The sequence below is a fragment of the Verrucomicrobiota bacterium genome, assembly GCA_016871495.1.
Lineage (GTDB): Bacteria > Verrucomicrobiota > Verrucomicrobiia > Limisphaerales > VHDF01 > VHDF01.
This window is the reverse complement of record VHDF01000101.1, coordinates 1-17,064: the sequence shown is the minus strand read 5'-3', so window position 1 is coordinate 17,064 and position 17,064 is coordinate 1. Positions and strand designations below refer to the sequence as shown.

Below are 17,064 nucleotides of genomic sequence, written 5' to 3'. Positions count from 1 at the left end.
TTGAACTTGCGGCATTCACCTATTCACCGCCACCACCCCCATCCTTGAAAGTCGAAAATGTCCCTCTTGGTCTCAATTCCATTCCACTCCACCCAATCTTTCCCCGCATGAGGTCAGGATGTCTGAGCCTACAGCGGCATCCCGGGCACACCGGTCCAAAACTTGTTAGATGACACGACCAAGTACCCCAACAAACCGGACGAGGTGCTTTACATGTCCTCGTTCGATACTCGAACGGTTTACCCGAACGACAGCCACGACAACTTTGGCGCAAGAATCAGCGGCGTGATCATCCCGCTGGTTTCAGGAGATTACGAATTCTTCCTTCGCAGCGACGACGCCTCCCAACTGTTCATCAACAAATCGGGGGACGCGATCGCGGGTTTGGAAATGATCGCGGAGGAAACGGGTTGCTGCAACGCCTTCCAGGAAACTGGCGCGACTCAAACTTCCGCGCCCCTCACCCTGCAAGCCGGCAAGGCGTACGCCATCCAGGCCCTCTACAAGGAAGGCGGCGGCGGCGATTTCTGCCAAGTGGCGTGGAGGCGCGCTGGAGACAACATCCCCGCCGCCCAGCTTCGACCTATTCCGGGGGCCTATTTCGCCACTTCCATCCCCGCGTCCGGCACGATCAACATCACCAAACAACCCGCCAGCATCACCGCGGCTCAGAATGACCTTGCGACCTTCTCGGTCCAGCTCACCGCCAGCCATGGCCCGGTCGTCGTGCAGTGGCAGCGCAACGGCGTGAACGTCCCCGGCCTCACCGGTCTGACCGTTTCCGTCGGGCCCCTCGCGAGCACGGACAACGGCGCCAAATACCAGGCCGTGGTCTCCATCCCGGGCGCGACCTTGAAAAGCACCGAGGCCGTGCTCACCTTGACCCCTGATGTCACCAAGCCCAGAATCCTGGGCGTCACCGGCAGCGACCTCTTCAACAGCCTCACCGTCGAGTTCTCCGAAGCCGTCACGGAAGCGTCCGCCTCGAAGGCCGCCAGCTATTCCCTCGACGGAGGACTGACGATCTCCTCGGCAACCGTGTTGAATCCCACCACCGTGAGGCTTGCCACTAGCCGCCAAAACCAGGGGGCGAATTACGTGTTGTCCATCAAAGACATCGTGGACACCGCGGGCAACGCTTCCGCGGCGGACTCCAAACTCGCGTTTCAATCTTTCGGGCCCGTCAGCGGCGGATTGAAGCTCGAGGAGTTTTACGGCTTCACCGGTTCGGGCGTTGCCGATCTGCAAACCTTCATGGAGAGCGACAGATTCAAGAACAACGAAGCCGACGCCGTCGCTTACATCAACCAGTTCTCGAGCCGGGTCGCGCTTCCCGACAACTCGAACGGGCTCGCCTCCCGGGAGAACTATGGTGAGCGCATCTCGGGCTGGATCGTTCCCGCCGAAACCGCCGAGTACGAGTTTTTCATTCGCAGTGACGACGCTTCGCAACTGTTCCTCAGCACGGACGCCACAGTCGACAAAGCGGTCTTGATCGCTCAAGAAAACGGATGCTGCGGTCCTTTCGAGGAACCCGGAGCCGGCGACAATGGGGATGGAACATTCCCCACCCGTGCTCCCATCCGGCTCAGTGCCGGAAGCCACTACTACCTTTTCGCCGTCTGGAAAGAAGGGGGGGGCGGTGACTATTGCGACGTCGCCTGGCGCAAAAAGGGCGATCCCGCCGTCGCTCGCGCGCTTCCCTACATTCCTGGCAGTGTGCTGCAAACCCTGGGCGCTCCGGGTGTGCTCACAGGCCCCACCGTGGCCATCACCGCGCCGGCGAAAGACAGCGTCTTCGAAATCGGCGCCCCCGTGTCTCTCGAGACCACAGTAACTGCCGCGTCCGGCAAGAAAATTGTGAGCGTGGACTACCTCGAGCAGGGCCGGGTGGTGGGCAGTTCTTCCATCCCCCCCTACTCGGTGACTTTCTTCGGTGTGACCGAGGGCGCTCACACCTACACCGCCCGCGCCACGGACTCGGCCGGGGTATTCACGGATTCCGCACCGTTGACCATCGCGGTCGGCGTGCCCACCAAGGTCATCGAAATCGTCAAGATCGATGACAAAGCGCTCTGGCGATATGACCGCTCCGGACAGGACCTCGGCACCGCCTGGAAGGATTTGAACTTCGACGACAGCAAATGGCCTCAAGGCAAGGCGCTCATCGCCGACGAATCCACCACCACGGTCGAACCCATCCGTACCGCCATCAGCCGCTTCAACGATGAGGGCACTTATGTGCAAACGTTCTATTTCCGCCACACGTTCGATTTCAACGACACGGTCAATCCCGGAACCAAATTGAAATTGCGGCACGTGGTGGATGATGGCGCCGTGGTTTATCTCAACGGCGTCGAAGTGTAGCGCTTCGGAATCGCCGCCGACGCGACGTTCGACTTCTCCACCAGCTTCGCCAGCCACGAAAACATCTACGAAGGCCCCATCGATGTGCCCCCGAACCTGCTCATCAAGGGACGCAACGTGCTCGCGGTGGAAGTCCATCAAAACGGCGGCAGCAGCTCGGACATGGTATTCGGGGCGGAACTGGTCGCCACCGTGCCCTGCGTCATTCGCGACGTCGCGCTGCTCAAGATCGACGATGCCACCACCTGGCGCTACGACCGGTCCGGACAGGAACTCGGCACGGCCTGGCGGGAACGAAACTTCGACGACAGCAAATGGCCGCAAGGCAAGGCACTCATCGCCGACGAATCCACCACAACCGTCGAACCCATCCGCACCGCCATTAGCCGGTTCACGGATGATGGAACCTACATCCAAACGTTCTACTTTCGCGGGCGCTTCAACTTCAACGGCACGATCGCCGGCACCAAGCTCAAGATGCGCCATGTCGTGGATGACGGAGCCATCGTCTATTTGAGCGGCAAGGAAATCCATCGCTTCGGAGTGGCCGCCGATGCCGCCGTGGACTCCACCACCAGTTTCGCCAGCCACGAGAATATCTACGAAGGCCCTTACGACGTTCCGCTCGCACTTCTTCTCCCAGGCGAAAACGTCGTCGCGGTCGAGGTGCATCAAAATGGGGGAAGCAGCTCCGACATGGTGTTCGGCCTCGAAATGGTGGCTACCGTCACGGATTGCGGAGGATCCGTCGAACCTCCGGCCAAACCAGCGGTCCTGAGCGTGTCACGTTCCGGCGCGAATCTGACCATCTCCTGGACCGAGGGCGGCACGCTGCAGTCGGCCGATTCCGTCACCGGAACCTGGGTCGATGTTAACGGGGCCAGTCCGCAAACGGTCCCCACCAGTTCCAGCGCGAAGTTCTTCCGCGTGCTCAAGAAGTAAGCGCGAGACTCGATCCCATAGAGGCCGGGATGGGCGTGCTCATCCCGGCCTTTTTGCATCTCGATTAACCTCCCGACTAACTTGAGGCTCAAGTTAGTCGGGAGGGTCAAGCACCTAGCCTCAGACATCCTGACCCCAAGCGGGAGATTGCGGGACGGATGCAGAAGGGATGTGAGACCAGAGTGACGTGATGCGGCTCGGTCGCAAGCCGGAGGCTTGCCAGCTTTTAGCCGGTGGTTGAGGAGCCCATCGACGATACCACCGGTCCACCGGGTTGCCCAAGCATTTGCATCCCGGAGGGATGCCAGCGTCGCATGTGTCAATGCCCGTAAAATACTCAAGGACAGACAGATCGAGCACCTCAAGAATCCCAACGGGATTCCGTCCCGAAGCCCAAGGTTGCGAGGAACGAGCTACCTTGGGTCACAGTTCGCCAAAGGAAAACAACCCCAACGGGGTTGTGACGAAATCCTATTTTCGTATGGCGGGAGGATTAAGCACCACATCTTGACGGAAAACCGCCCGTCTAACCCTCTCAGGCCTCGCCGCCTGCCTAGCCTCCTCGATCAAACCCGCGGTCTACTTTTTCAAAGTGGCGCGCGCCGTCAAAAAAACCGAGATCAACAGCAGGATGGCTCCGGGCGGAACCAGAATGATGCCGAGTCCCGGATCGGCCTTGTAGAACTGAATGCCTCCCAGGAAGAATCCCGCGGGCATCAACACCCCGGCCATCCTCAACCCCAGCGAGGCCCACTCGCGGCGGCGAGAATCCCAGTCCGGCAAGCGCCCCACCGAAAAAGCCAGGGCAAGATGGACAAGTCCCAGCAACGTCCCGTGCGCGTGCGCCAGCGTCCACATGAGCCTGCGTGTCGCATTGGCCGGACTCAAGTAGGCGGACGCCTTGAATCCGTGCAAGGCTTCCAGGACGATGCCCAACACCAGAAAAACCAGCAGCGAGATCCATCCCCAGCGCAGGTGGCGCCGTTCCACGGTCGCCGGGGAAGTTTCCGAATTCAACTGGGCCTTTTCGCTTTTCATTCCTGAAGATCGACCGATTTTTCGTCCCGTTGCGACCGCAGTCGCCGCCACACCTCGAAATCAATCTCACCCCCAGGGGTCATCAAAAGGGCGGGATCTTTGCGCTTCGAAACGGAGGATTGTTCCCATCGCCGGACCACTTCCTCCACGACCTCGGACCTTGCCTTCTCGGGACCCACAAAATCAAATTTCACCTCCGACCATTCCGGCAGGCTTCGCAAAGAGCGGGCGGCGATAAACCTTACCGCCGAATAGGAATCCGCCATCAGTTGCCCAAGCAACGGCACCTGCCAATCGGATCCACCCGCGGCCGTGGCCGAATCCCAACCCAGGGTCCAGGCCATCAACGCGCGCTGTCCCGCATCTCCCTTCAACGACATCAGCGCGGTGTAGGCGATGCGCTCCTGATCGGCCGTCAACGCCGGTTTCGGATGTCCGTACCACTCCGTCATATGCCGCGCCGACCAACCCAGGCTCTTGTCGATATGACACAGGTTACATGCCAGCGGACGCTGGGTCTTCAACGTCGTCTCCACTTTCGGACTTTCAATGAAATGGTTCCGAATCCCTTTGAGCAATCCGTAGGTCACGTGCGGCATGTGACAGTTGTAGCAAAGCGATCCGGTCGAATCCGCACGGTGACGGGTATGCTCGACGATCTTGCTGCGATAGTCCCCGTGGCATTGAAAACAGGCCTCATTGCCCTCCATGTTCCGCTTGAGCATGTCCTTGGGATTGCTGTGATGCATCGAATGGCACGAGAGACAGCTCAAGTCTCCCTTCTGATAACAGGCGGATTCCAGCATGCCGTTGAAATCACGCCCGGAAACCCGGACGATGCCATCCGGCCAAAACCGGTCCTCCTTGAACCGCGGCTCGCTTTTCATCGCCGCCTCGAGCCAGGGCTGAAGATCCGTCCGCGCGGGACGGGCAATTGGCGTCGTCGCATCCAAGTCCTCGCCCGGCCGATAGGGAAAACCCTCCTCCTTCCAGGCAAGCTGCCCGGGAATCCATTTGATCCCATGGCAATTTCCACACACTTGGGAGGACGCTTTCGCCTCAAGCTTGGCGGGATTGACGATGGTTTCATCTTTCTTCCCCGCGGCGCGATGAAGGTAACGGGCCAGGGGCATTTGGTTCTTCGCCACATGCTTTTCACCCGGCCCATGACAGGCTTCGCAGCCGATGCCGAGCTCCATGGATCGTGTGTCGGAAGTCGCCAGCGAAGTTTGCCGCGGGCGGGGCTGCCCTCCGGTGCTGTGGCAATTGATGCAGTTGTTATTCCAGATTTGAATGGGATCCCGCAGGGCAGGATCCCGGAGAAAAGTGTTGTGAAATGGCACCCAGGCTCGGTCCTCGATCAAATAGCAGAACGGAAACAAAAGCTGGGCGTTGGGACGGCTGGCCGGAATCCAAAACACCTGCATGTGATGGGAACCCGTCAGCAAGGTCAGCCGCTTGCGTACACGCGGCTTGGCCGCCTGAATGCCGTCGGCACGCGGCAAGAGGCGGAACTCGGGATCCGGCATCTCCGCCCAGTACTCATCCCCAACACGCTCCAAAAGGTAATTCTCGCCGTTCAAGGTCAGGGATACCTTCGTCAAATCAGCCGCCACGTTGCCCGGAAGCGGACGCTGCGTCATGGTGCGATGGTAGTTCTGGTGCCACGTTTCGAACTCCCGCGGATGACAGGCTTGACAGGTGTCCGACCCCACGTACCCACCCAATTTCTCCTCGCGGGGTGAAACAGCCTCCAGGGTTCGAACAACTTCCCTTTGCTCCTCCAATCGGCGCGCATGGATCGAGGCCAGCGCGCCACAAGCCCCCGCGAACAGGCCGTAAACCAACCACGCCCGAACGCCGGCTCCCCGAAACCGCCAGGCCACCGGCAGCGTGGCAAGCACGATCAATCCTGCATACCAATACCAGTGGGATTGCATGGAGGTCGCATCCTCAACCCGGCCCTGCCGTCATTTCGGTTTGGATTCCTTCACCAAGGCCTCGAGCCGCTTCCCATACTCGATGAAATTGGACCGCATGGCCTCTTCGTTCGACTTGGATTGGGCGTCATGGAAAACGACGACCATGTGGGGCTCGATGGAAATGCCCCCATCGTAACCGCGGGCGAAAGCGTCCTTGAGAATCTCCCGGACCTTGCCCTGACCTTCCCCGGGCCACTGGTAATCCGCATCGTTTTTCTCGGGCACCCAAGTGGCATCCTTCACATGGAGATGCACGGTGTAGTCGCGTACCATCACCCAAAACTCCCACGGATCTTGCCGGATCCAGGGCTTCGCTTTCGACCGGTCAGGATTGAACACCGGATTGGCCGTGTCGAAGACCCACTTCATTCCGGGCACTTCCTCGAGCAACTGCAAAGCGTGCTTGGGGCTCATTCCGCCATAGTTCATGCAGTTTTCATGCACGGGCGTAACGCCGGCATCCAGCAAACGACGGCAAACCTCGCGGACCCGGTGGAAAACCACCTGCGGAATTCGGTTCTCCAAATCGCCGGGCTTGAAGCTCATGATGCGAACGTAACGCGTGTTCAGACGCTGCAACCGGGGAATCGCCCTCGCCACCTCGGCCAGTGTCACGTCGAAAGGATCACTCGCCTTCTTGGCCCAGTTCATGATCGTGGATCCAAAACAATGGACTCCAATCCCCGCCTGCTCCAACAACTCGACGCAGCGCTCGAACGCCGCATCCGGGATGTCATGGAAATTCCCCTTGGGAAAATCGCCCACCTGCACTCCCCGCATTTCGATCCACTTCCATCCCAGCTCCTGAATGGCTTGAATCTGCGCTTCGATCGTGTTGCCGGCTTCGTCGCCAATGCCTGTGAGAATCATAACTTCCTGGGTTCAATTATCGATGAAAGGATTTCGTAAAGTCGTCGCCGGCAATTTCCACCACCTGCTTTTCCACTCGGGACTCGCGAATGAGCTGCCCGAGTTTTTGCTCGTAGAGCGCCCCGTCCATCGGCAGTTCCACCGTGCGTTCCTGCAGCGACGACAAGAGCATCACGTTGGCCAGCTCGACAGAATTCAGCCCTTCCTCACCCGGGGCCATCAGCGGCGCGCCGTCCAGAATCGCGTCCACGAAGTTCTTCATGAACTCCGCGTGCGGCGCGGCCGCGTTTTCAAAGGGAATCTCCACATTCCATATCTCGGGCTTGCTGAACCCCACCTTCGCGGCCCGGCTCCACTCCAGCATGTCCACTTCGTTGCGAATCACGGTCAACCGCCCTCCCTCCAGAACAAGCCGCCCGCGAGTGCCCGCGATCTCGAACCGGTTCGAGCCCGGCGCCTCACCCGTGGACGTCACAAAAATGCCGGTCGCCCCGTTGGGGTATTCCAAATAGGCGGTCACGTTGTCCTCCACCTCAATCTGATGGTACCGGCCCAGCTGGCAAAACCCGCGGACACGCGCCGGCATGCCCAGCAACCACGCCAGGACATCAAGATTGTGCAGGCATTGATTGAGCAGCACGCCTCCCCCCTCGCCCTTCCACGTCGCGCGCCAGCCGCCACTCGCGTAATACGCTTCCGTGCGATACCAGTCGGTGATCAGCCAGCTCACCCGGGCCAGTTCACCCAGTTCGCCGGATCGCAACAAGGCGCGGATCTTTTGATAGCGGGGCTCGGCTCGAAGTTGAAACATCGCTCCGAAGACCACCCGAGGATGACGGTGATGCGCGGCGATCAACCGCTCCGCATCCGCCTTGTGGGCGGAAATCGGCTTCTCCACCATCAAATGGATACCGGCGTCGAGGGCCGCGATCCCAAGCCAAGTGTGCTGGTAATGGGGCGTGGCCACGAGAACGGCATCCACCAGGCCCGATCGAATCATTTCCTCGCCGCTTCCGAACACTTTCAGGCCTTTCGCCTCGTAGGCGCCGAGCTTTCCCGGCGACGTGCTCCCCACCGCCACCAACTCGCATCGGGGAACCTTCCCATCGAGCAAGTAGCCGGCGTGATGCCGCCCAATATTGCCCATGCCAATGATGCCGAGTCTGACAGTGCTCATGCGTTCAGACGCATTGTCCTCACGCGCCCTCCGTTGTTCAACCTCCGAATCGTCTCACATCCCGATTCCGGTGCATCCCGAAGCCGTTGGTAGGGGGGGGGCTGACCCAGCCCGCCGCCCACTGGATGCAAAACATCATGCTCCGGCGGCGCGCCGGGACGGACGCGCCCTACCTGCATCACCGGCAACATCGGGATGCACGGTCCCGATTCCAGGCTCAGGAAATCCAGAATTGCTTCAGATCCCTGCTTCGGCAGTGCTCCCGCCGCCATGGATCGCAACGATTTGGCGGGGCGGGACGAGCAGGCCAGCGCCGATGTTCGAAAACTAGTCCAGCATGTTTCGTCCGTCTTCATCGGCAAAGATGAAGTGTTGAGACAAGCCATCCTGACCCTGGTCGCCGGCGGACACGCCCTGATTGAGGACGTTCCCGGACTGGGCAAGACGCTTCTCGCCAAGGCCATCGCCAAATCGATCTCCGCAAACTTCAAACGCATCCAGCTCACTGCCGATCTCCTGCCCTCCGACATCACCGGGGTTTCCGTCTTCTCCCAGGAACGGCACGAATTCCTGTTCCGGCCCGGTCCGATCTTCACCCAGATCCTCCTCGCCGATGAAATCAACCGCGCGACTCCACGCACCCAGTCCGCCTTGCTCGAAGCGATGGAGGAGCATCGGGTCACGGTGGACGGCGAATTGCGGGAATTGGCTGCTCCATTCTTCGTCATGGCCACCCAGAATCCCGTCGAACTCGAGGGCACCTACGCCTTGCCCTTCGCTCAGATGGACCGCTTCATGGTCCGCCTCAGCATCGGCTACATGGAACGCGACGCCGAATTGCGCATGTTGCAGTCCCAGCAACAGTCGGATCCACTCGACTCCCTGGGACCGCTTTTGACGGCGGACCGGTTGCTGGAAATTCATGAGGCCAGCCGCAGGGTCAGGGTGGAACCCGTGCTGGCCGGCTACCTGCTCGACCTGGTCCGCAAAACCCGCTCGATGGAAACCCTCGAGTACGGAGCCAGCCCACGTGCCGCGCTCGATTTGCAATCCTTTGCCCAAGCCCAGGCCTTGTGGGCCGGCCGCGATTACACGCTCCCCGACGACATCAAGGCCGCCGCCCGCGCCACGCTCCCTCACCGTTTGATCATCCGGCGCGGCTCCCGCTCCGTCACGACTCACGCTCGCACGATCATCGAAAGCGTGCTCGAATCGATCCCAGTTCCTTTGTGACGCGCGTTCGCCGCCAGCTCACTTCCGCCGGCTGGTTTGCGCTGGCCTTGGTTCTGCCCTTTTATCTCGCGGCCCTCACGTCCCAGTCCGCACTGCTCTTGGTGCTGGTCGGCCTCATTTTGGGCTGCCTGACCGTGAACGCTCTGGCCTGCAAGTCAGCAGTGCTTCCACTGCAACCCCTCCTCCCCACCCAAACCCGATGGACGGAAGGCGAACCGGTGTTGGAACCCTGGGGTGTCCACAATCCCGCTGCTCATGCCGTTGCCGGCATCGAGATTCGCTCCGGAACCCAAACGCTCTGGAAAGCGCCCTGGATCGCCCCCCGATCCTCCTCCCATCTCAGCCTCGATCCGCCCGCGCTGCCGCGCGGTGAATACCCTTTGGAAGGCATCGAAATGCACTGTGCTCACCCTTTCGGACTGATCAAAGCCATTCGCCCTTTGGAGGACTCGGGTCGATGGGTCGTTCATCCCAAACTGCCGGACTTGGACGCTCCCCCGGTGGGTGGTCACGAGGCTGTCTTGGGGGGACGCCAACGCGGACCCAGGCGAGTGGCTTCGGGCTCGCTCTTTGCAGGTGTTCGCCCTCACCAGTCAGGAGATGCGCTCAATCAAATCCATTGGAAATCCACCGCGAAGGGACTCGGTTTGTGGGTGAAAACGTATGAGGAGGAGCTGTCCGGCAAAGTTTCGCTCCTGCTCGATGATCGCGAAAAATGCACGCCGCAAGATTTCGAAGCTGCCCTCCGCGCCTGTGGCGGGCTCGCTTTCGCCGCGTTGGACGCCGGCCACCAGGTCGAATGGTGCTCACTCTCGGACGGCTCATTCCACATGTGGACCCCTTTCACCGACGCGGAATTGATTCTGGATGAATTGGCCCGCGCGCGGCAGCGACCCGCAGCGGAATGGGGTCCCCTTCTCGAGTCCGCTCTCAACCGCGCTTCCAAACGATCAAGCATTTCGGTGATCCTGGCCAAGCCCTTGGAGCTCGCTGCCGCCGAAATTCAGGATCTTCGATCCCGCGAACGTTCCGTCACCCTCTTCGCGCCCGCTTCCGCGACCCATCCGGACTTCGACATCCCCATGCGCTTGGGCGGGTTGTTTGATGAACACGGCCAAGTGAAGAACGCCTCGACGTCGTTCCGATGAAGTTCTTCACGACATTCCCACCCTGCGACTCAAGTCGCCGTCCCGCCAGGGATCTACTGATCCTTGCGGGTTGGATCGGGCTCAGTCTCACGGTGGAACCGATTCTCGGTCCGTTGGTTTATGGCGGGCTTTGGTTCACGGCCCGAAGGTTTCAACCGCGGAATGCGAGGCCCGTGCCCTGGATTGACGTGCTGGCCTTGATCCTTGGCTCCCTGGTGGGAGGCAGCGACCAGTTCTTCCTCGGCCACGGTCTGGCCTGCGTCCAACTCGTCCGCATGCGCCGGAACCTCAATCCACGCGAAAACGTTTCCATGCTCCTGATCACCCTCCTGCATTTCGCGGTGGTCTGCACGACGATCCTCGATATTCGGTTTCTCGCCATCTTCATCGCCATGGTGCTGCTCGCTCCGAGGGCGCTCATGGAATTGGCCTCTGCCCCGGCAGCCTCCGGTGCATCTTCTCATGTCAATATCCGCCCCCCTTTACGACTCAGTATCGCGCAGTACCTGCTCATCGGGAGCATGGCAGTGGCCGTTTTTGCTCTGTTTCCCCGCGCCTTTCTCGGGGGAGGCTGGCGAGGGGCGGGACGTTCCGGAGCGCAGAGCATGCTCGACCCCAATCTGGATCCTTCGCGCGGGGGCATGGAGAATTCGCGCCGCATCTTCATGCAGGTCGATGGGGAGAATCTGGGCTACCTCCGGGCAGCGGCTTACCTCGATTTCGACGGGCAGGTCTGGCGGCGTCAAAACGAGGGAGGCCTGATCCCCCTGTTCGGTCCTTCAGCCGCTCCTCTCCGTCCATCCGCCGGAACTCCCATCGTGAAACGGCAAGCCCGTGTCAAGCAGGTCAATTCGCTTTATGCAAGCGCCAGCGGACGGGTCCTGCCCGCGACCCCAGGATTCAAAGGCTGGAGGGAGACTGGTTCCAGCGTGCCTACGTCAACACCCACCGCGTCGTCGAAGTCCAGCCCGGTCCCCGGCGCAGCAACGTCACCTATGCGTGGTGGAGCGACCTCGCGCTTCATCCCGAGCCGCTCACGGACACCCTCCGCCGGCGAGCCCTCCAAGTGCCGCCGCCTTCCGACCGGCTTCGCCAATGGATGAAGGACCGCGTCGGAGCGGAGACCGACCCCATGCGCAAGGCCCGCATTCTCGAAGCTTATTTGCGATCGACGTTCGAATACGAACTGGGCGCGCCGCAATTGAATCGGACCAATGTGCTGGAGTCTTTTCTGTTCGAGGAACGGCGCGGCCATTGCGAACGGTTTGCCTCAGCCTTGGCGCTGTTGCTGCGTCATCAAGGGATCCCGGCCCGCGTCATGGCGGGCTTCGTGCCCGGCCAGCGCAACTTCTTCTCCGGATGGCACGATATCCGGTTTTCTGACGCGCATGCGTGGACCGAAGCCCACTTCGAATCCACAGGCTGGGTAACCCTGGATGGCACTCCTCGCGCCTTGCATCCACCGCCGGGCCTCGAGTGGCAGGACCTGTTCGAGGCTCTCGATTTCGCCTGGTATGCCCATGTGGTCAACCTGGATGCCGGGACTCAGAACGAACTCCTGACCCATGCCATCGCCGCCGGAGCCGAAGCGTTCGCCCTCGTGAGCTCCAAAGTCCCGCATCTGATCGCTGCTTTGGGGTTATGGGGACTGGCCGCGTGGCTCTGGAAAAAGCGGCGTGGAAGCGCCTCGAAGCCCATCGCCCGCTCTACCCAGGAACGGCGAGCCGAAGCCGCGCGGCATTTCTATGAAGAAATGCTTCGAGCCCTCGAGAAACAGGGCCATACCAAACCCCCTGGAACCACCCCAGCCGAGTTCGTTCAATCGCTTCATCACTACCCGCCCGAGTTCCTTCCCGAAATCCAAAATGTCACGGCTCTGTTCTGCCGAAGCCGCTACGGGGGAAAGCCGCTCGAACAAGAGGACCTGGAGAAAGCAAAAGCGGCCATTCACCGCTTGGCAACAACTCCATCTTGAGGACCCCGCTTCAGTGGGATCGCGCGTGACCCAAGCGGGTTTGGCCTGACTATTTCACACTCGCGGAACCCGCATGAGATTTCCGGGCTAGACGCCACGTTCCACTTCAAGCGACTTGGGCGGCCCAAAAATCAAACTGCTGACGAAGGCGTCTCGCAAAGACTGCGGACTTCGCCAAAGTTGAGCGGGCATCAACCGGTCGGCAGGCGCAGGTGTCGAAACCGAGCTCATCAAACTCGCCTTGCTCGTCCTCTCGTCCAACTTCCGCAGGCGCGCCGCCACTACGCCCTCCATGCCGCTCGGCTTCCAAGCGGGTAGCCCGGGAGGACTCAAGGACGGAATCCGGACGACCTGAGGTCCCTCGTCCGGATCGTGCGCGCCCTCCTCTTCGTAGGCTCGCGGCGCATGCGAGCTTGAGGGAATAAGCACGGGTTGGGGCTGGGGTCGCGATGCAACCGGAGGAGCCTTCACGACGAGCGGCGGGGGAGGCGGGGCGTCCGCCTTGGCCTGCTTCGGCTCCTCGATATCGAATAGCTTGCGAACTTCGCGCTCCCAATCCTCCATCGGCTCCTCCTTCGTTCGGGGAGAAGGCGGATGGCCCGAAGGAGGAGGATTCGAGTCGGTATCCCAGTCCTGGGTGCCTTGACCGGACCGGCGCTTCAGCCAGTTCGAAATGGCCGAAAGCGCGATGATCGCCAGAATGGTAAGCAGGGAGTCCATGCTTCGCGGGGGCCGACTGAATCGCTATTGCCCCGAGGGCTTGATATGACTGCCGGTTCCCGGAGTGCCCGCGATGCTCTCGCGCATGCCCGTGTCCGCCTGAACGTTCCTGAGCTTGTAGTAATCGAAAACGCCCAGATTGCCGGTGCGAAAAGCTTCTGAAATCGCGAGGGGCACTTGGGCTTCCGCCTCCACCACGCGGGAGCGCATTTCCTGCACGCGCGCCACCATTTCCTGCTCCAAAGCCACCGCCGCCGCGCGCCGGACTTCCGCCTGCGCCTGAGCGATCAACTTGTTCGCTTCCGCTTGCTCGGATTGCAGCTTGGCACCCACGTTTTCCCCAACGTCCACGTCCGCAATGTCGATCGACAGAATCTCGAAGGCCGTGTTGCTGTCCAAAGCCTTGTCCAGCACCGTTCGCGAAATGCGGTCGGGGTTCTCCAATACATCTTTGTACGTCTGCGAAGAACCGATGGTGGTCACAATGCCCTCGCCAACCCGCGCCACGATCGTTTCCTCCGTCGCGCCACCCACAAACCGGTCCAGGTTGGTCCGGACCGTTACCCGGGCGCGCGCCTTGATCACGATGCCATCCTTCGCGACCGCGTCGATGGTTGTCTTTCCAGCGGCGGGATTCGGACAATCGATCACCTTCGGATTCACCGAAGTCTTGACCGCTTCCAGCACCGTTTTGCCCGTTCCCTTGGTGGCCAGATCGATGGCGCAGGCCCGGTCGAAATCCAGATGGATGCCGGCCTTCTTGGCCGCAATGAGGGCCAAAACCACCATCTCGATATTGCCCCCGGCGAGAAAGTGGGTCGAAAGATCGTCAATCGCGACATCCAGGCCGGTTTTCACCGCCGTGATTCGGGTATCCACCACCATCCCCACCGGAACCCGCCTCAATCGAAGGGCGATCAATTCCGTGAAGGTCACCTTGGCACCTGAAAAGAGCGCCCGAATGTAGATCATTCCAAAATTGATCACGATCAAGACGAAGACCAACAGGGCGATGGCTGCCGCCCCGAAAAGGAGAAGGCCCATGCCTCCCGGAAGTTCAACCTGCGCCAATAAGGTTTCTAATTTCATAATGTCCAATGACTCAATTGCACCGCCAATTCACCGCCACTCCAGGTCCGAACCCTCACACGGGCCGCACCACGACTCGAACACCCTCCACCGCCACCACCTTCACCGGTTGTCCAGGGTCAACCATGCCCCCCTCGGTGACCACATCCACCCTTCGTCCATCGATCAAAGCCGTCCCCGAAGGTCGCAGCGTCGTGTGCGCCACGCCCGTCCGGTTGATCAATTCGGACCGTCCCTCCGGCGCCCCCCCTACCGCCTTGTTCGAGATAAACTGCTTCGCCATCCGGCTGCCGGGGAAATACCGGCACCACAAGCCCGCCCCCAATACCACGCCGGTCATGACCCCCCCGGCAATCCAATTGGCGGTGACGAGATCGAAGCGAATGTAACCCACAATCACCGCCGCCATCAAACACAACACCCCCAGAACGCCTGCCACCAACCCCGGTAGCACCGTTTCGAGCAGCAGGAGCAAAGCTCCGCACGCAATCAAGATGATCACGGTTTCCACGAGGCTTCATCATAGAGCGTGATCGCCCGCCCGCAAGTGGAATTGACCCCGGATAATTCCACGCCCTCAACCCTCCCACCCCGTTCTCCTCGCTCCCGCCCCAAGAGTTCACCCCCTGCACCAACGCCCCGTCCCTCAGCCAAAACAAGCCCGGAAAGTCCGAATGGTTTGCGCGGCGGCCTCGTCGCTGCTCGGAAGTGGCAACACCTCCGCCGAAACATAACCATCATACTCCATGGACTTCAGGACTCGTGCCACCCGCCCCGCATCCGTATGTCCCAAACCCATGGCCAATCGATTGGAATCCGCGAAATGGACGTGGCCCAGCGACTCGCCCAAATCCCTCAACGCCTCCCCCACATCGGCCTCCTCAATGTTCATGTGGTAAAGATCCGCCAGAACCATGGTGTTCCGACATTCGTGGCGCCGAATGAATTCCATCCCCTCCGACGTGCGATTCAACAAATTGGACTCATACCGGTTGAGCGGCTCCAGCAATAACCGTCCGCCCAGACGCCCCGCCAACGTGTCCAACTCCGACATGCCTTCCCCCAGCCAGTCCAAAGCCTCCGCCTTGGAAACGGCACCTTCCCACCGGCCTTGCATCGAACCAATGATCAAAGGGGCCGCCAACCTCGACGCAGCTTCCAACATCTCCCGCAAGAACTCGATCGCTCTCAGCCGAATCTCCGCCTGGGCATCGGTCAAACGAAGCTTGTGCTTCAACCAACCCGCCCCCGTGCCCAATGCCGCAATGAAAAGCCCCGAACCGAACACCACCTCCGCCAGCGCCGGATCCCGCAAGGTTTCCGGTCCCGGCGAAAAGATCTCCACCCCGTCAAACCCCAGGCTCTTGGCCCGCCGGCATGACTCCGCCAACGTTTCCCAATACACAAAAGGGCCGCCCCGCGCCTCCGGCACCAATGAGATCGTAACCGCCGAACGAATGGGATTCACACGGATTCCAGGATGAGGTTGCCGTACTTGGTCGTGTCACCGGTGCGAATCAACCCGATCGCTTTGGGCACGCGCTTTTTGAAATCAAGATGAGGCTCGCGCGTGACCTTCAAACCCGCGAAAGCCTTCTCGAACGAGGTCAAGACTCGCTTGGGATTCGTGCGCAAAAACTCCTCGGCCATAAAGACCTCGCCGATCAAATAATTCGGACGAATCTGTTCCAACACCTGCAAGACGGTGGGAATGCCGGCCGTCAGAGAAAGGTCCACGGTTTCGATTTCCGGCCAATACGGAAAAGCCCAGTCGGCAATGACCAGCGTGTTGGTATGCCGCACCCGGGCGAGCAACGACAGGACGTGAGGATTGAGGATGCCTTTTTGCAACATATTCGCGAGCCGGAATGCTAGAGCCCAAACCCTTCCGAGTCCATGCGAACTTTAGGTCCGACGCTTCGCTCCGTGTATCCCGATGTTGTTGGTAGGGCGGGCCTGTCCCAGGGCGGGCCATGGAGCGGGATGAGATCGCCGCGGCCCATTGGCGCGAGCGGAAGCGCCGTGAAAGGCGCGCCCCGAAAACTTCGGGATGCACCGCGCTTCGCTCGAAACTTGAGTCCGTCCCGATCCGCTCTATCCTCACCAGCCAAGAATCACATCATGCCAATGCCGTTCGCCAAATCCTGGCCCGCCTCCTTCTCCGCCGCCTCCGACGGTCCGGTCCTGGCGCTGGCCCCCATGCAGGATGTCACCGATCTGCCGTTTTGGGACGTCCTCAAAGAGTATGGCGGACCCGACGTGTATTACGCCGAGTATTTCCGCGTCCACGCCACCTCCTCGCTCGAGAAACCCATTCTCCGTTCGATCGTGGAAAATCCCACGGGCCGGCCTGTGGTCGCCCAAATGATCGGAAATGACATCGAGGCACTCGTCCGCACCGCACGAACCCTCCAGCGCTACCCCGTCGCCGCCATCGACCTCAATCTCGGCTGCCCCGCACCCGTGGTCTATCGGAAGTGCGCCGGAGGCGGACTCCTTCGCGAACCCGAGCGCGTCGATCGA

At 60.8% G+C, this 17,064-nt stretch carries 17 protein-coding genes; 7 read left to right on the top strand and 10 right to left on the bottom strand.

Annotated features, from left to right (window positions below):
* Positions 1 to 162 precede the first annotated feature (162 nt).
* Positions 163 to 2,367, top strand: a complete 2,205-nt coding sequence (locus tag FJ404_17065; GenBank protein MBM3824569.1) for a hypothetical protein — start codon at positions 163 to 165, stop codon at positions 2,365 to 2,367.
* 84 nt (positions 2,368 to 2,451) lie between these two features.
* Positions 2,452 to 3,309, top strand: coding sequence for a hypothetical protein (locus FJ404_17060; GenBank protein ID MBM3824568.1), 858 nt, complete (start codon positions 2,452 to 2,454; stop codon positions 3,307 to 3,309).
* A 579-nt stretch (positions 3,310 to 3,888) separates the two neighbouring features.
* Here the strand turns inward: FJ404_17060 and FJ404_17055 are convergent.
* Genes FJ404_17055 through FJ404_17035 form a run of 5 tightly spaced genes read right to left on the bottom strand, consistent with a single transcriptional unit; the run spans position 3,889 to position 8,567 of the window.
* On the bottom strand, positions 3,889 to 4,347 hold the full coding sequence (locus tag FJ404_17055; GenBank protein MBM3824567.1) for a hypothetical protein: 459 nt from the start codon (positions 4,345 to 4,347) through the stop codon (positions 3,889 to 3,891).
* Positions 4,344 to 6,287: a C cytochrome precursor gene (locus FJ404_17050; protein MBM3824566.1), complete on the bottom strand. Its 1,944-nt coding sequence runs from the start codon at positions 6,285 to 6,287 to the stop codon at positions 4,344 to 4,346. Before FJ404_17050 ends, FJ404_17055 begins: the two co-directional genes overlap by 4 nt.
* Before the next feature lie 30 nt (positions 6,288 to 6,317).
* Positions 6,318 to 7,199, bottom strand: a complete 882-nt coding sequence (locus FJ404_17045) for a sugar phosphate isomerase/epimerase (GenBank protein MBM3824565.1) — start codon at positions 7,197 to 7,199, stop codon at positions 6,318 to 6,320.
* A gap of 16 nt (positions 7,200 to 7,215) precedes the next feature.
* Positions 7,216 to 8,376, bottom strand: a complete 1,161-nt coding sequence (locus FJ404_17040; GenBank protein ID MBM3824564.1) for a Gfo/Idh/MocA family oxidoreductase — start codon at positions 8,374 to 8,376, stop codon at positions 7,216 to 7,218.
* Positions 8,373 to 8,567, bottom strand: coding sequence for a hypothetical protein (locus FJ404_17035; GenBank protein MBM3824563.1), 195 nt, complete (start codon positions 8,565 to 8,567; stop codon positions 8,373 to 8,375). Before FJ404_17035 ends, FJ404_17040 begins: the two co-directional genes overlap by 4 nt.
* A 79-nt stretch (positions 8,568 to 8,646) precedes the next feature.
* Here FJ404_17035 and FJ404_17030 point away from each other — a divergent pair, with 79 nt between their 5' ends.
* From FJ404_17030 to FJ404_17015, 4 genes are read left to right on the top strand one after another with little or no spacing between them, the layout of a single operon-like run.
* Positions 8,647 to 9,609, top strand: a complete 963-nt coding sequence (locus FJ404_17030; protein ID MBM3824562.1) for a MoxR family ATPase — start codon at positions 8,647 to 8,649, stop codon at positions 9,607 to 9,609.
* Entirely contained in the window at positions 9,606 to 10,757 is a 1,152-nt protein-coding gene (locus FJ404_17025) for a DUF58 domain-containing protein (GenBank protein ID MBM3824561.1), read from the top strand. Before FJ404_17030 ends, FJ404_17025 begins: the two co-directional genes overlap by 4 nt.
* Positions 10,754 to 11,860: a DUF3488 domain-containing protein gene (locus FJ404_17020; protein ID MBM3824560.1), complete on the top strand. Its 1,107-nt coding sequence runs from the start codon at positions 10,754 to 10,756 to the stop codon at positions 11,858 to 11,860. Before FJ404_17025 ends, FJ404_17020 begins: the two co-directional genes overlap by 4 nt.
* Entirely contained in the window at positions 11,824 to 12,732 is a 909-nt protein-coding gene (locus FJ404_17015) for a transglutaminase domain-containing protein (GenBank protein MBM3824559.1), read from the top strand. Before FJ404_17020 ends, FJ404_17015 begins: the two co-directional genes overlap by 37 nt.
* A gap of 87 nt (positions 12,733 to 12,819) precedes the next feature.
* On the opposite strand, the gene FJ404_17010 is transcribed toward FJ404_17015, so the two are convergent.
* The 5 genes from FJ404_17010 to FJ404_16990 form a co-directional block, all read right to left on the bottom strand.
* On the bottom strand, positions 12,820 to 13,452 hold the full coding sequence (locus FJ404_17010; protein MBM3824558.1) for a hypothetical protein: 633 nt from the start codon (positions 13,450 to 13,452) through the stop codon (positions 12,820 to 12,822).
* A gap of 24 nt (positions 13,453 to 13,476) precedes the next feature.
* Positions 13,477 to 14,496, bottom strand: coding sequence for a UPF0365 family protein (locus FJ404_17005; protein MBM3824557.1), 1,020 nt, complete (start codon positions 14,494 to 14,496; stop codon positions 13,477 to 13,479).
* Positions 14,497 to 14,596: 100 nt separating this feature from the next.
* The gene (locus FJ404_17000) at positions 14,597 to 15,052 is read right to left on the bottom strand and encodes a hypothetical protein (protein MBM3824556.1); all 456 of its coding nucleotides are present in this window, start codon (positions 15,050 to 15,052) and stop codon (positions 14,597 to 14,599) included.
* Between the two features lie 135 nt (positions 15,053 to 15,187).
* Complete coding sequence (locus FJ404_16995; protein ID MBM3824555.1) at positions 15,188 to 16,000, bottom strand: sugar phosphate isomerase/epimerase; 813 nt, start codon at positions 15,998 to 16,000, stop codon at positions 15,188 to 15,190.
* Between the two features lie 5 nt (positions 16,001 to 16,005).
* Positions 16,006 to 16,395, bottom strand: coding sequence for a transport protein RbsD/FucU (locus tag FJ404_16990; GenBank protein ID MBM3824554.1), 390 nt, complete (start codon positions 16,393 to 16,395; stop codon positions 16,006 to 16,008).
* A gap of 345 nt (positions 16,396 to 16,740) precedes the next feature.
* On the opposite strand from FJ404_16990, the gene FJ404_16985 reads away from it, so the two are divergent.
* The coding region (locus tag FJ404_16985; protein ID MBM3824553.1) for a tRNA-dihydrouridine synthase family protein at positions 16,741 to 17,064 on the top strand (324 nt) is incomplete at its 3' end.

Excerpts from the sequence above, each read along its gene's own strand:
- FJ404_17055 (MBM3824567.1), bottom strand. The coding sequence starts at position 4,347 with ATGAAAAGCGAAAAGGCCCAGTTGAATTCGGAAACTTCCCCGGCGACC.
- FJ404_17050 (MBM3824566.1), bottom strand. The coding sequence starts at position 6,287 with ATGCAATCCCACTGGTATTGGTATGCAGGATTGATCGTGCTTGCCACG.
- FJ404_17045 (MBM3824565.1), bottom strand. The coding sequence starts at position 7,199 with ATGATTCTCACAGGCATTGGCGACGAAGCCGGCAACACGATCGAAGCG.
- FJ404_17040 (MBM3824564.1), bottom strand. The coding sequence starts at position 8,376 with ATGAGCACTGTCAGACTCGGCATCATTGGCATGGGCAATATTGGGCGG.
- FJ404_17035 (MBM3824563.1), bottom strand. The coding sequence starts at position 8,567 with ATGTTGCCGGTGATGCAGGTAGGGCGCGTCCGTCCCGGCGCGCCGCCG.
- FJ404_17030 (MBM3824562.1), top strand. The coding sequence starts at position 8,647 with ATGGATCGCAACGATTTGGCGGGGCGGGACGAGCAGGCCAGCGCCGAT.
- FJ404_17020 (MBM3824560.1), top strand. The coding sequence starts at position 10,754 with ATGAAGTTCTTCACGACATTCCCACCCTGCGACTCAAGTCGCCGTCCC.
- FJ404_17010 (MBM3824558.1), bottom strand. The coding sequence starts at position 13,452 with ATGGACTCCCTGCTTACCATTCTGGCGATCATCGCGCTTTCGGCCATT.
- FJ404_17005 (MBM3824557.1), bottom strand. The coding sequence starts at position 14,496 with ATGGGCCTTCTCCTTTTCGGGGCGGCAGCCATCGCCCTGTTGGTCTTC.
- FJ404_16990 (MBM3824554.1), bottom strand. The coding sequence starts at position 16,395 with ATGTTGCAAAAAGGCATCCTCAATCCTCACGTCCTGTCGTTGCTCGCC.